The 13,224-nt window shown below is 69.2% G+C and carries 10 protein-coding genes and 1 pseudogene; 3 read left to right on the top strand and 8 right to left on the bottom strand.

Annotated features, from left to right (window positions below):
* Window positions 1–32: 32 nt before the first annotated feature.
* Together AB0K02_RS29630 and AB0K02_RS29625 are read right to left on the bottom strand one after the other, a co-directional pair.
* On the bottom strand, window positions 33–1,124 hold the full coding sequence (locus AB0K02_RS29630; protein WP_365995641.1) for a rhodanese-like domain-containing protein: 1,092 nt from the start codon (window positions 1,122–1,124) through the stop codon (window positions 33–35).
* Window positions 1,033–1,260, bottom strand: a pseudogene (locus AB0K02_RS29625) (nuclear transport factor 2 family protein); the annotation flags it as partial. The pseudogene AB0K02_RS29625 and the gene AB0K02_RS29630, both read right to left, overlap by 92 nt.
* A 532-nt stretch (window positions 1,261–1,792) precedes the next feature.
* Between AB0K02_RS29625 and AB0K02_RS29620 the strand changes: the two are divergent.
* Window positions 1,793–4,471, top strand: a complete 2,679-nt coding sequence (locus AB0K02_RS29620; RefSeq protein ID WP_365995640.1) for a LuxR C-terminal-related transcriptional regulator — start codon at window positions 1,793–1,795, stop codon at window positions 4,469–4,471.
* Window positions 4,472–4,611: 140 nt separating this feature from the next.
* On the opposite strand, the gene AB0K02_RS29615 is transcribed toward AB0K02_RS29620, so the two are convergent.
* The 4 genes from AB0K02_RS29615 to AB0K02_RS29600 form a co-directional block, all read right to left on the bottom strand.
* Window positions 4,612–6,072: an MFS transporter gene (locus tag AB0K02_RS29615; protein WP_365995638.1), complete on the bottom strand. Its 1,461-nt coding sequence runs from the start codon at window positions 6,070–6,072 to the stop codon at window positions 4,612–4,614.
* Window positions 6,069–6,683 (bottom strand): TetR/AcrR family transcriptional regulator, encoded by a 615-nt coding sequence (locus AB0K02_RS29610; protein WP_365995637.1) that lies wholly within the window; start codon window positions 6,681–6,683, stop codon window positions 6,069–6,071. Before AB0K02_RS29610 ends, AB0K02_RS29615 begins: the two co-directional genes overlap by 4 nt.
* A 143-nt stretch (window positions 6,684–6,826) precedes the next feature.
* Window positions 6,827–7,186 carry an HGxxPAAW family protein gene (locus tag AB0K02_RS29605; RefSeq protein ID WP_365995676.1) on the bottom strand — a complete coding sequence of 120 codons (360 nt, stop codon included), beginning with the start codon at window positions 7,184–7,186 and terminating at the stop codon, window positions 6,827–6,829.
* Window positions 7,187–7,509: 323 nt separating this feature from the next.
* A complete protein-coding gene (locus AB0K02_RS29600) occupies window positions 7,510–9,096 on the bottom strand; it encodes an ABC transporter substrate-binding protein (RefSeq protein WP_365995636.1) in 1,587 nt (528 codons plus the stop codon).
* Window positions 9,097–9,491: 395 nt separating this feature from the next.
* Between AB0K02_RS29600 and AB0K02_RS29595 the strand changes: the two genes are divergently transcribed.
* Window positions 9,492–10,646 carry an aminotransferase class V-fold PLP-dependent enzyme gene (locus AB0K02_RS29595; RefSeq protein WP_365995635.1) on the top strand — a complete coding sequence of 385 codons (1,155 nt, stop codon included), beginning with the start codon at window positions 9,492–9,494 and terminating at the stop codon, window positions 10,644–10,646.
* A 156-nt stretch (window positions 10,647–10,802) separates the two neighbouring features.
* Here the strand turns inward: AB0K02_RS29595 and AB0K02_RS29590 are convergent, their stop codons facing one another.
* Window positions 10,803–11,189, bottom strand: coding sequence for an OB-fold domain-containing protein (locus AB0K02_RS29590; protein WP_365995634.1), 387 nt, complete (start codon window positions 11,187–11,189; stop codon window positions 10,803–10,805).
* A 254-nt stretch (window positions 11,190–11,443) separates the two neighbouring features.
* Window positions 11,444–12,115: a TetR family transcriptional regulator gene (locus tag AB0K02_RS29585; protein WP_365995675.1), complete on the bottom strand. Its 672-nt coding sequence runs from the start codon at window positions 12,113–12,115 to the stop codon at window positions 11,444–11,446.
* Window positions 12,116–12,309: 194 nt separating this feature from the next.
* Between AB0K02_RS29585 and AB0K02_RS29580 the strand changes: the two genes are divergently transcribed.
* A partial coding sequence (locus tag AB0K02_RS29580) for an acyl-CoA dehydrogenase family protein (protein WP_365995633.1) occupies window positions 12,310–13,224 on the top strand: 915 nt, incomplete at its 3' end.

The following is a 13,224-nucleotide window of genomic DNA, read 5'->3' as shown; positions in this document are numbered from 1 at the left end:
GCCCACCGCCGCACCCGCGGAAGCAGCCGACGTCACGATGGGCGAGTGTTGGCTTGAACGGGATGACCCAGCGAGGTCCACTCCGGCAGGCCGCCGTCATAAAGGCGTACGTCCTCCCACCCCGCCTCGGTGAGCCCCAACCAGACTGCTGCTGCGGAGATGGAGGCTCCGCAGTAGACGAGAGTCGTTCTGTCCGCAAGTGCACCAGCCTCTTGCGCGATACGGAGGCGTCTACTCGGCGGCAGGAACAGGCCGTTGTCGTCCAGGAGCAGCCGAACGGGAAGACGTTGTGCCGTTGGTATCAGGTAGGGATCTTCGCACCAGCTGCTGTCGCGACGACAATCAAGAATGGGAGCACCCTCATTGATCAGCGCCCGTACGTGGTCGATCTCGGCTCGGCTGGATTCGCTTGCGTGAGCCGGCAACGCGGGCCCCGTGCGGGGCTCGACCGCCGGCTCCCCGTGCTCAACGGCCCCGCCCAAGGCTGTCCAGCACGGCCATCCCCCGTCGAGCCTGTGCACACGACGAAACCCGTAGGTATGCAGGATCCATACCAACTGCGCGGCGGTGAACTGCTGGTTGTCGTCGTAGGCAACGATCGAGTCGCCTTCCCCTACGCCACACGCTGCCAGCGCCCCCCGTATACGCTCCGCTTCGGGCAGACGCCCCGGAGTGTGCGGGTCGCGTGCATGCAGCGCCTCGTCCCATGACAGCCAGCGCGCACCGGGAATGTGACCCTCTCTGTACTTCGCGTGGCCTCGGGCAGGTTCTCCCACGGGAGCTCGGGCATCGATGACTACAAGGCCTGACTGGCCAAGCTTCCGTCGCAGCTCAGGAACCGAGATCAACACGGGACAATCCTTCCAGCATCCGAGGAGCCCCGCGAGCGTCAGCTGGGAAGTCCGCTGCCGAGGCCGGGGACGCCGGCCCGATGCCGCGGGCCGCGGCTGAGGTTCTGGGTCGCAGGGGAGTGCCGCGCGTGGCCGGTGGCGCGGCGCTGCGATGCGGCCCGAACGGGCTGGCCCCGCACCACCGGAGATGCACCACGTCAGTGCGGAACAGCGTCGGACCGCTGCCCAGCGTGTTGTACACCCAGCTGTAGCGCGCCCACTCGCCTGGAGCATCGACCGCGGAGCAGAGCACCATGGTGCCCGGCCCTGCCGGATGGAGGCGTATCTCGGACACGAAGCGTTCGACCGCCTCGACTCCCTGGCTGCGTCCCAAAGGCCCCCAGAACAGGACGTCCGGCGTCAGCGCCTGGTGCGCTGCAAGCCGATCGCCGCGCCGCCGCCGAACGACAGGACTCCTGGAAGGCCATGCGGTTCGGCGCGGCCTTGGGGCACGGGGCGGAGCCGTGCTCGGCAGCGCCGGAGGAGCGTGGGGGCCCGCGGGGCGCACCGGCTCCGGCCCCGCGTGGCCGACGCGATCCGCGGCAGGGCGGGCGAGCCCGCCGCGTCGGCGGGCGGCGCACAGCAGGGCCTCCGCACTGCTGCCGGCCTGCCTGACCTCCCACCTCATCCGCCGGCGACCGCGCCGCGGCTTCTTCGTCCAGCCGTCATATCCTTGGGCTCGGGAGCCGTCGAACGCCGTGAATTGGCGATCACTGTCGCGGAGTCCAGGTGGAGGACAATTGGCCTGTCCGTGGCGTTCGACCCGTTGTCCTTGCACTGCTCCGGCGAGAGCCAGGGAGATTCGGCTGCGACGAATCAATCGTCGGCGGGTGTGGAGGTCGTCACGGCACCTGATCGCAGGATGCGGGGGGCGCGCGCAGCTGGGGAGGTGGGGAGACGAAGTGCAGGGCCTGGTCCGGGAACGGCTGGTGCGCCGATGGCCCCTCGTGGGACGTGCCGTCCAGACGAAGGAGTTCGACGAGGTTCTCGCCGATCGGCGCAGAACGGGCTTCTTCATCTACGGCCATGCGGGTGTGGGCAAGTCCCGCCTGGCAGAGGAGTGCCTGGAGAAGGCCGAGGAGAAGGGGCATGCCACCCGTCGTGCGGTGGCCACCGTGGCGGCGGCCTCGGTTCCGCTCGGGGCCATTGCGCACCTCCTGCCGAACGGTATCGGCCTCTCCGACCCGGTGGCCGGGTTCGCCGCCGTGGCCGAGGCTCTTCGGGAAAGCCGGCCGCGCGGCGGCCGGACCGTCATCCTCATCGACGACGTGCATCTCCTCGATGCGACCTCCGCCATGCTGTTGCGACAGTTGATGGACGCCGGACTTGTCTTTCTGATCGGCTCTGTACGGTCGGGAGAGGCTTGCAACGACGTCGTAGCGGCACTGACAGGCGGCGACACAGCACACCGTGTGGATCTGTGTGACCTCCCGCTCCACTGTGTACGGGAACTTTTGGAGCGTGTTCTCGGTGGCACGGTCGGCAGTCGTGCCGCCAATCTGGTCCACGCCTCGAGCGGCGGCAATCCTCTCTTCCTGCGCGAGCTGGTCACAGGGGCCGCCGAGGCCGGAACCCTGGCGCACGACGGCGAACTCTGGGAGATCACGGAGTGCCGGTTCTCGACGACTCGGCGTCTGACCGATCTGATCCGTTTGCGTCTGAGCAGTGCCTCGACCGCAGGCCGCCGCGTTCTGGACACACTGGCCCTGTGCGAACCACTGTCGCCGGCACTCCTGGCCGGGGAAGGGGACCTGCAAGCCGCCGAGGAGCTGGAAGAAGCCGGCTTCGTCGTCGTCGTGCCCGAGCAGCGGCGCAGCACCATGCGCCTGGCTCATCCCCTCTACGGCGAGGTGCTGCGCGAGCAGATGCCGGAGGTCCGCCGGCGCGAGACGCTGCTGCGCCATGTCGCCGTTCTGGAAAGGTGCGGAGCGCGGCGCCGTGATGATGCGTTGCATCTGGCCCGCTACCGACTGGCGGCAACCGGTACGGCCGACCCGGCGCTGCTGGCCCAGGCCGCGGCCTTGGCGGTGCATGCCGCTGAGTACACGCAGGCGCTGTTCCTGCTCCGGGCGCTGTCCGAGGAGCAGCACGGTGTCGGCACACGCCTGCTCATGGGCAAGGCACTGTTCGAGACGGGTGACTTCGACCATGCCGAGGCCGTTCTCGCGATGGCCGACGCCGTGGCCGAAGGTGAACGTGAGGTTGTCCCTGTCACGCTGGTGCGGACGCAGAACCTCGTCTGGGGATTGGGCAGTTCCTCCGAGCGGGTGTGGGAGGTACTGGGCGCGGCTCGTCGTCGCGTAGGCAGCCCGTCCGGCCGATTCGCCCTGACGGTCAACGAGGCGATGTGCGCCTTGGCGGTGGGTGACTTCGCCCGTAGCCGGGCTTTGTGTGAAAGCCTCGACCTGGACGACCCGGGGGCTGTCGATGTGCAGACGCGGTTCATCGCCGCGATCACGAAGTCGGCAGCCCTGTCCGCCTTCGGCGCGGCGCAGGAAGCACTGGCGTGGGCGGAAAGGGCCAGGGACGTCATGTCAGCGGCTGAGTCGAATGGCTCCCCCCTCGGCATGCATGAGGCGCTGCATCAGTACCAGTCGATCCGTGTCCTCGCCCTGACGGAGGACGGCCGGCTCAACGAGGCCCGCTCGGTCGCAGAAGGGATTCATGCCGCCCTGGCCAGGGAACCCGTCTCGGCTCCCACTTCGCACCGGCTCCTGGAGTTTCACCTGGCGCGCGCCCAGTGGTTTGCCGGTCACCCCGGGTCGGCGCGCCGTTGGTACGCCCAGGTGGCTTACGCGTCGCGCCCCCACACTGCCAACCCTTTGTCGATGGCACTGGCAGGCCTGGCGGCGTCTGCCGCCTTGCAAGGTGACGTGGAGGCGGCGGAGAAGGCTTGGACCGAGCGTTGTCGACTGGGTACGGCGGTGCGTCTGCCGGAAGAGATGCTGGGCGAGGCGTGGCTCTGTGTCGCGCGCGGCGAGCTGACGCGTGCACGGACGATTTTGGGCTCGGCGGCACGAGAGGCTCGAGAACGACACCAGATCTCCTTCGAAGCCATTCTCCTGACGGACCTCACTCGGCTCGGCGGCGCTCGGGAGGCCGCCGGCCGCCTGAGGGAGATCGCCGAAACGGGTGACAACCGCTTTCACAAGGCTCGGTCGGACCTTGCCACCGCATGGGCAGCTGAGGATCCTGAAGGACTCCTCGTTGTCGGGGACCGACTGGAGACCATGGGAGCGGACCTGTTGGCTGCCGAAGCGTGTGCCACCGCGGCAAAGCTCCTGCGAGCGAACGGCAGCGGACGGCCTTCGCGAGCCGCCGCCATCAGGGCCCGGAACCTCGCGGCACGTTGTGAAGGTGCCCGCACCCCTGCTCTCCTGATCACCGAAGCCGGTGCCTCACTGACGAAAAGGGAACAGGAAATAGCATTGCTCGCCGCCCGGGGACTCCTCAGCAAGGACATAGCGGCACGGCTCACCCTCTCGGTCCGAACCGTCGACAACCACCTGCAACGCATCTACGGCAAGATGGGCATCACCACACGTCAAGAACTCGCAGCACACCTCGACCGGGCTCCTTGAGCAGCTGTGACAGGGTCCGCAGAGGAGAAGCCGCGGTTGACCACGACGGTCGGCGACCGCTTTTGGCCGCTTGGCGCGCTCGTTCGTCCCCGCAGGTTCGGCACAGGAAACAGTCCACACCGAGTCCGAGGTGGCTGGCCTCATTTGCGGTGGCGGTATGGGTGAACGCGGGCGCGGTCGGGAAGCATCGTGGCCAGCAGCGCGCCGGTCGCGGCCACGGCGGCGAGGCCGATGAGCGTGGGGCCCATCGCCGAGGTCCAGGCCGCGCTCGTCCAGCCGGACTCCGCACCCCCGTCTCCACCAGCACCCTGTGCCGGGAGGGTCATCAGTGACGTCGCCGCAGCGACGCCCAGCGCCGGGCCGATGTTCATCGCGGTCTGCTGCAGACCGCCGGACACGCCCTCCGCCCCGAGGGGCGCCTCCCGCACGACGACGGCGGTCGCCGTGACCATGACGGGGCAGAAGCCGGCACCGATGACAAGGAAGGAGAGGCCGGTTGCCATCGGCGTCGACTGCCCGTCGAGGCGCGACGCCAGAAGGATGCCGAGCGCGAGAAGCGCCATTCCCGCCACCGCCGTGCGCCGGTGGCCCAGCCGGCGCTGGAGCAGCGCTGACGCAGGGGCGCCCAGGACCATCACCGCCGCCAGAGGCAGCATGCGCAGCGCACTTGAGAACGGGTCCAGTCCGAGGACGTGTTGGAGCAGGTATGTGGCGAGGAAGAGGGTTCCGAGCAGCGCCGCGGACGCCGACACCAGGACGGCCAGCGACGCCATGAGGGGCACCGACCGCAGCACGTCGGGCGGTACGAGCGGACTCGCGGTCCGCCGCTCGTAGGCAACGAAGGCGGCTCCGGCGGCCGCCGCGGCGAAGACCGCAAGGGTGGTCGCCGCGGTCCAGCCGGTCCCGGGCAGTTCCACGAGGGCGTGCACCAGGCTCCCGAGGGACACAGCGAACAGGCAGGCTCCGGGCAGGCCGAGACCTCCGCGGGCGTGGTCGGCGCACTCCGGCTCCGGTGTCCGCACGAGGAGGACGAGCACACCGACGGTGAGCGCGGGCACGACGCTCAGGAAGAAGACCGAGCGCCAGCCCAGATGGACGGCGAGTGCGCCGCCGACGAGAGGCCCGGCGGCGACCGCGAGGCCGATGGCGCTGGTGCGCAGCGCGATGGGCATGGCGAGCCGGTCGGGTGGGTAGGCGGCGCGGAGCATTCCGAGCGTGGCAGGCTGCAGCAGGGCGCCGAAGACGCCCTGGAGCACACGCAATCCGATCACGAGTCCGGCGCTGCCGGCGAGGCCGATCGCCGCCGACGTGACGCTGAAGCCCAGCGCCCCCACGGCGAAGATGCGGCGGTGACCGAAGCGGTCGCCGAGCCGGCCCGCGAACACGAGCAGACTCGCCACGGCGATCAGATATCCGGTGCTGGTCCACTGGATCTGCGTGAACGACGCGTGGAGTTCGCGCTGCATGACCGGCTGCACAACGGTGAGCACGGAGCCGTCCACGGCGACCACCACCGCACCGGTGATGCTGCTGGTGAGGGCTATTCGCTGGAGGCCACGCCGGCCCGGTGGCGCCGTGGTGCCGGTCGGTGGGACGCTCATCGGGTACATGGACCAAGGTGCGCGTCCAGGGCGGCGCCCAGCAGGGGCTCGACGTCGTCGCTGCCCGTGGCGAGCTGGAGGCTTCCCCAGCCCCACAACTGCGCGATGCCGTGCAGATTCGCCCACAGCGCACCGGCGACGATCACCGGTTCGGAGGCGAGGCCGACTCCATCGCCCATGCCGGATTCCGTCCGTGCCCGGCCGACGAGGTCCACGAGGGTGCGGTACAACGGCAGGCTTGTCTCGCGAAGGCCCAGCTCGTTGCTCTCCAGCAGATCGTGACGGAACATCAGGTCGTACATGCCGCGCTCGGTCCTGGCGAAGTCGAGGTACACCCGTCCGAACAGAACGAGTTGCGCCCGTGGGTCGTCCTCAAGCCGGGCGGCGGCGACGGCCTCGGTCGCCCGCGCGGCGACGTCCTCGAAACCGCGGCGGGCGATCGCCGACAGCAGTGTCAGGTGGGTCGGGAAGTAGCGGCGTGGGGCGCCGTGCGAGACACCCGCCCTGCGGGCGATCTCCCGCAGGGACAGGGCCTGCATGCCCTCCTTCTTCACGAGATCGACGCCGACGTCGACCAGCCGGGCGCGCAGACCCGTGTCCCGTTCGCTCATGGACCCTGTCTACAGGACTTGAGTAGACACTGTCTACTCCCTGGGTGCGCCCCGACCCCTACAAGGTCCGCCGGTATCCGTGCCGGTACCGGTCAGCTGGCCGTGCCCCCCACGCGTTCCTCGACGGCAGACAGCACACTGCTCTACAGCCGCGCGCCGACGGTTTCCGGCACCGGCTTGCCGACTTCAGCAGCCGCCGATGCCCGCCGTCCGGCTGTCCGGCAGCCGACACAGTCAGGGTGCCCTTGACGCGCGGTGAGGTCCTTGACGCGCCAGTCCCACTGGTCAGCCGGACGAGGGCCGCTCGGCTTGCCCCAACCGGCCAGATGAAGAACCCAGGTGACGATCACGGACAGCGCGATGATCGCGATGCCTACGGCGATCGCAGGACCGGATACAGAGACGATGCCGAGGCTGGCGACGCCGAAGCCGATCGTTGCGAGGGAGGTGCCGGTCCACCCCGCCACCGTGTGACCCATGTCCACATCACCATGTGCGCTCATCAATACTCCCGAAGCCTTGCCGGTGAGCCGCAGCTCGTACGTCGAAGGACAGCCTGGATCACCGGAAGCGATCAGCACTTGAGCAGGAACTACTCACTCATGGACGGGAGCCGGGGCGCACGAGCGGGTTCAACGGCTTCCTCGCCGAAGGGGTGATCACCGGTGGGCTGCAGAAGGCACGCGGAGGTCGTGTGGACAGCGCCTGCTGCGCCCCGCCGGCTCGCTCGTGGGGCAGGACCTTGTCGCCCGGTAGCGGGTGTCGATGTCCCCGGTGAGCAGCCGGGGCGCCCCGGCTGCTCACCGGGGCGGGGCGGGGCGGCCGGTCAGATCTTCTTGATCTCCCAGAAGCGGAAGACGGTCGATGCGTCCAATGTCCATTCCAGGCCTGTGATGTTGCGGTAGGCCACCGCGTACTGCTTGCCCTGCCAGAGCGGCAGGATGGGCAGTTCCGCCGCGACCAGGTCCTGGAGCTCCCCGTACTGCTGCTCGGTGGCGGCCCGGTCGGTGACGGCGGCGGTCCGGGGGAGGATCGAGCCGGTGATCCTCTTGTTCTGGTAGTGGTTGCCGAGGACGTTGTCCTCGCCGAAGAAGGGCTGGGTGAAGTTGTCGGGGTCGGGGTAGTCGGGGACCCAGCCCTTCACGTAGACGCCGTACTTCCCGGCCGCGATGTCCTTCTCGTACTGCTCGAATCCGACCGACGTGACCGTCACATCGAACAGGCCGCTGTCGTTGAGCTGCTGGGCGATCGCCTTGAACTCCTGGTCGGTCGCGGGGCCGTAGCGGCTCGGCGTGGACCAGAGGGTGAGCTTCACCTTGTCGTTGATGCCGGCGGAGCGCAGTGCCCGCTTCGCCCGCTGCGGCTGCGGACTGCCGCCGTACATGTCGAAGTAGGCGGTGTTGTGGCCGGTGATGCCGGCCGGGACGATCGAGTACAGCGGGGTTGCCGTGGACCGGTAGACGTCCCGGACCAGGGCGTCGCGGTCGACGAGGTACGCGATGGCCTTGCGCACGCCGAGCCTGCCGACGACCGGGTCGTTGAGGTTGAAGACCAGGTGCTGCACCTCTGCGCCGGTGCCCTCGATGACCTCGATCCCCTGGGCGTCCGCCGACGCCGAGCCCTGGAGCTCGGATATGTCGCCCGCGGTCAGTCCTCGGTAGGCGATGTCGACCCGCCCCTCGCCGAGCGCCGATGCCAGCGCCTTCTGGTCGCTGTGGAAGAGCTTGAGGGTGATACCCGAGTTCTGCGCCTTGGCGGTGCCCCGGTAGCGGGAGTTGAGCGAGAAGACCGCCTTGTCCTTGCTGTACGAGTCGAGCTTGTACGGCCCCGAGCCGACCGCCTTGCCGTCGGTGCGCAGCGCGTCGGCCTCGTACTCACGGTGGTCCACGATGGAGCCGGCGCCCGAGGCGATCTTGCTCGGGAAGGTGGCGTCGGGGGCGTTGAGCCGGAAGACGACCGTCTTCTCGTCGGGCGTCTCGATCCTGTCGATGGTGGAGAGCAGAGGCATGGGGCCCGCGTCGCTGGCGATCTTCCGCACACGCTCGAAGGAGAACTTCACATCCTCCGACGTCAGAGGGTTGCCGTTGCTGAACGTCAGACCGTCGCGCAGCGTGCAGCGGTAGACCCTGCTGCCACCCTCGTCGAAGGCGCAGCGCTCGGCCGCCTCCGGCTGTGGGGTGGAGCTGCCCTTGGGGAAGCTGAGCAGCGACTGGAAGACGTTGTTGAACAGCAGCCAGGAACCGGGGTCGTAGCCTGCCGCCGGATCAGTGGCGAGGACCTCGTCCGACATGCCTATGACCAGAGAGCCGCCGTCGGAACCGGCACCGCCCTCCTGGTCGCCGCAGCCGCTCAACAGGCCGGCCGCCACCCCCGCCGCGAGCGGGATGGTCAGCCACTTGTCACGTGCCTTCACAGAACTGTGCCTCTGATCTCTTGTGCCACAGGGGCGGCGATGTGCCCTGCCGAATGTTACAAGTCGGACGGGTTGCCGGCGCAGCCGGCCGGACGCCACGCGAAACGGCGGTGGCGCAGCGCCCAGCACGCCTGCCCCGGACGGGCGCCGTTTGGGCATGTGCTGTCGGCGCCCGCGGCCACTTTGCGTAACCTCGTCGTCAGAAGGGCACCGGACAGCTATTCCGCCACCGCTCCGCCGGTCGCGGTGCAAAGGGGTGCTGGATGTCGATGACGAGCCGGCGCGACCTGCTGGCCAAGTCCGCGGGAGCGGTGGCGGTCGCCCTCGTGCCCAGCTCCGGCGCGGCCCGTGTGAGCACACCACGGGAGCGGCCCGTCACCACGATCGACGGGCGCGTGGACTGGGACGCCTTGCGGGCGCAGTTTCGCCTGGAGCCCGGATGGGCGAACCTTGCGCTGTTCTATCTGGCCTCGCATCCGAAGGTGGTGCGGGATGCGGTGGAGCATGTGAGCGAACAGGTCGACGCCAATCCTCTCTCGGTGCCCACGGGGCTGTCGCTGCCCGACGGTCCTACCGGATGGTCCCGGGTACGCCAGGCGCTCGCGGCCTGTCTGGGAGGCAGGGCCGAGGACATCGCGGTGACGGCGAGCACGAGCATCGGGCTGGGCGTCTTCTACAACGGCCTCCTGACCCGTCCGGGACAGGAGTTCCTGCTGACCGAGCACGACCACATCTCCCATCGCACGGCCGCCCGGCTGGCGGCCGACAAGCACGGCAACACGCTGCGGCTGGCCTCCTGGTTCGCCGATCCGGCCACCGCGACGGCGGACGGCATCGCTGCGGCGGTCGGCGAGGCGATTCGCCCGAACACCAGAGTCGTGGGGATCACCTGGGTGCAGTCGAGCACGGGGCTTCGGATGCCGGTGCGCGCGGTGGCCGACGTGGTGCGCCGAGCCAATGAGGGCCGCAGCCCTGCCGACCGGTGCCTGCTGGTCGTCGACGGCGTGCACGGCCTGGCGGCGATCGACGAGGATGCCGCCGGCCTGGGCGCGGACGTGGTGATCGCAGGAACGCACAAATGGTTGTTCGGTCCAAGGGGAACGGGGCTGGTCTGGGTGGCGCCGGACGTCCTCGACCAACTGCGGCCCACATTCGTGAGCTTCATCAGCGGCGGGGGAGCAGCACCCTTGTCGCCCGGCGGGTTCCTGGCGTTCGAGCATGCCTTCGCCCTGCCGGTGGCGGTAGCGCTGCATGAGCAGCTGGGCCGAGCACGCGTTGCTGCCCGCATCACACAGCTGTCGACGCGGGTGAAACAAGGACTGAGCCGCATCCCGGGGGTCACCGTGCACACCCCTGCCGACCCGGAGCTGTCAGCGGGCATCACGTGTTTCAGCGTGGCCGGACGCACCCATCAGCAGGTCGTCGACCATGCCGCCACCCACCGCGTGCGGCTGTCCACCTCGACGTACGCCCGGATCGGTACCGCCGTCATCAACACACCAGCCGAGATCGACACCGCTCTGAACAGCGTGGACGATCTCGCCCGCTGAGAACCGCTCGCGGAGGCCTCGTGCGCCGCAGCGGCTCCAGCCGCAGTGACGCCGCGGTCCCTCCCGGGAGGAGGGTGTCAGCCGTCGTAGGTGTGGAAGCCCCGGCTGGTGTGTCGAGGGGAGCGGCCGGCTGTGCGACCGCCAGGGGCGTACGGCTCAACGCGGTGGGGGGACGTCGCCGAGTCGGAAGGTGAGCTCGTGCGCTTCCGGTCCGCCGTCCACGGCCAGACGCACCACGGCTCCCACCCGCACGGCGCCTGGTGACACACCGATGACCCTGGAGCGCAGCCAGAACCCTTCCCTCATGTCGATGATGGCGAGCACTCGGGGGTTACCGGTGCTCCGGCCGACGACGGTGAGATGGCGAACGACGCCGGTGCCGGCGCTGCGCTCCCATGCCAGATCGGTGGAAGCGCAGACCGGGCACAGCAGGCGGCGGAAGGCAGCGGTGTGGCACCACCGGCAGCGCTGGAAGTACAGTTCGCCGCCCCGCACCCCGTCCTGCGACATCCCGCCGAGATCGTCCGAGTCTGCAGGTGGCACATGCACGGCGCTGGAAGCGCCACTCCCTCGGAGGGGCTCGTTGTCCGCGGTCTCGATCGCTGCATAGAACACCGTGTCATCTCCCTGCACGCGCAGCCGGAGGCATCCGAAGCGTTCCGCGACGGGAGGTGATGGCCCACCTCGGTCACGGCTGGAGCACGCAGGCCGCGTCGCGGCCGCGTGCCAGCGAGACTATGGCACTGAGTGCCACCTGTAAAGGAACTCAGTTCCCCCAGTTGAGGTCGGGTGTGCGATCAGCTCTCCTCGAGGGCGGTCTCGATCCCGCGGACCACGCGCCACATCGGTGTTCTGCGCTTCGCGACCAGGACCACCACGTCCTCCGCCTCTCGCCCGCCGGCCCCTTGAGCCTCCGCCGCCGGACCCCAGGCGCTCTGTACGTAGTCGAGGACGGGGTCCATGCGGGCCGCGACGTCCCCCTGCCCGCCGGAGCGGAGCCATGACCGAAGGGCGTGGTTGTGGGCCGCGACGACGGAGGCCGCGATCACATCGGCCCGCAGGGTCCCCTCGGACCAGCCGGCGAAGCGCCGACGCAGGTAGTCGGCGAGGGTGCGCTCGTATCGCCACACCACGGACAACTCATGGTTGCGCAGCCCCGGCACGCTCTTGGTCAGGCGATATCTCTGCACGGAGAAGGAGGGGTTGTCGGCGTACATCCGCATGACGAGGCGAGCGGCGTCGCAGACCCGTGCCACGGGTTCCTCGTCGCCGCCCGTCTGCAGGAAGGCCGTCATCTCGGCGAGACACCGTTCGTGATCGGGGAAGACCACGTCCTCCTTGGAGGGGAAGTAGCGGAAGAAGGATCTCCGGCCCACACCGGCGAGCGCGACGATGTCGTCGATCGTGGTCTGCTCGAATCCGCGCTCCAGGAACAACTCGAACGCCGCCGCGATCAGGGCATCGCGCATCGAGGGCTTCACGTCGCCGCCGCCCCCCGGACCGTGTCCACGCACCTCGCTCATGCCGGGAACATAGCACCGGACGCGACCGCCCCCGGGTGGCGTGCGGCCGGTCCCGCGCCACCGGGGCGGGGGCTGGATTCATGGCACTCAGTGTGCATACTGGAGGGTACTTAGTGCCATCTTCGTTGCCGTCGCTGCCTATGGCGGCCGGGACAGACTGGGGTAGCCCCATGCGCCACGACTTCGTTCTCTTCCGCCTCTCCGAGGAGCACGACATGCTCCGCGAGACGGTCCGCTCCCTCGCCGAGGCGAAGATCGAGCCGTTCGCCGCGGCGGTGGACGAGGAGGCGCGCTTCCCGCAGGAGGCGCTCGACGCGCTCGTCGCCGCCGACCTGCACGCCGTGCACGTCCCGGAGACGTACGGCGGCGCGGGCGCGGACGCGCTGGCCACGGTCATCGTGATCGAGGAGGTGGCCCGCGTCTGCGCGTCCTCGTCCCTGATCCCCGCGGTGAACAAGCTGGGCTCCCTGCCTGTGATCCTCTCCGGCTCCGAGGAGCTGAAGAAGAAGTACCTGGGCCCGCTCGCCAAGGGCGACGCGATGTTCTCGTACTGCCTCTCGGAGCCCGACGCGGGCTCGGACGCGGCCGGCATGAAGACCAGGGCCGTGCGCGACGGCGACTTCTGGGTCCTGAACGGCGTGAAGCGCTGGATCACCAACGCCGGTGTCTCCGAGTACTACACGGTCATGGCCGTCACCGACCCGGACAAGCGCTCCAAGGGCATCTCCGCCTTCGTCGTCGAGAAGTCCGACGAGGGCGTCTCCTTCGGCGCGCCGGAGAAGAAGCTCGGCATCAAGGGCTCGCCGACGCGCGAGGTCTACCTCGACAACGTCCGCATTCCCGCGGACCGCATGATCGGCGCGGAGGGCACGGGCTTCGCGACGGCGATGAAGACGCTGGACCACACCCGCATCACGATCGCGGCGCAGGCGCTGGGCATCGCGCAGGGCGCGCTCGACTACGCCAAGGGCTACGTCAAGGAGCGCAAGCAGTTCGGCAAGCCGATCGCGGACTTCCAGGGCATCCAGTTCATGCTCGCGGACATGGCGATGAAG

Origin of the sequence: Streptomyces sp. NPDC049597 (genome assembly GCF_040675505.1) — a bacterium.
Taxonomy (GTDB): domain Bacteria; phylum Actinomycetota; class Actinomycetes; order Streptomycetales; family Streptomycetaceae; genus Streptomyces.
This window is presented reverse-complemented; position numbering and strand designations above follow the sequence as displayed.

What these genes read in the sequence shown, in the direction of transcription:
- AB0K02_RS29605 (WP_365995676.1), bottom strand. Translation starts at nt 7,186, where the DNA reads ATGAGCGCACATGGTGATGTGGACATGGGTCACACGGTGGCGGGGTGG.
- AB0K02_RS29585 (WP_365995675.1), bottom strand. Translation starts at nt 12,115, where the DNA reads ATGCGCGATGCCCTGATCGCGGCGGCGTTCGAGTTGTTCCTGGAGCGC.
- AB0K02_RS29610 (WP_365995637.1), bottom strand. Translation starts at nt 6,683, where the DNA reads ATGAGCGAACGGGACACGGGTCTGCGCGCCCGGCTGGTCGACGTCGGC.
- AB0K02_RS29630 (WP_365995641.1), bottom strand. Translation starts at nt 1,124, where the DNA reads ATGCTCCAGGCGAGTGGGCGCGCTACAGCTGGGTGTACAACACGCTGG.
- AB0K02_RS29615 (WP_365995638.1), bottom strand. Translation starts at nt 6,072, where the DNA reads ATGAGCGTCCCACCGACCGGCACCACGGCGCCACCGGGCCGGCGTGGC.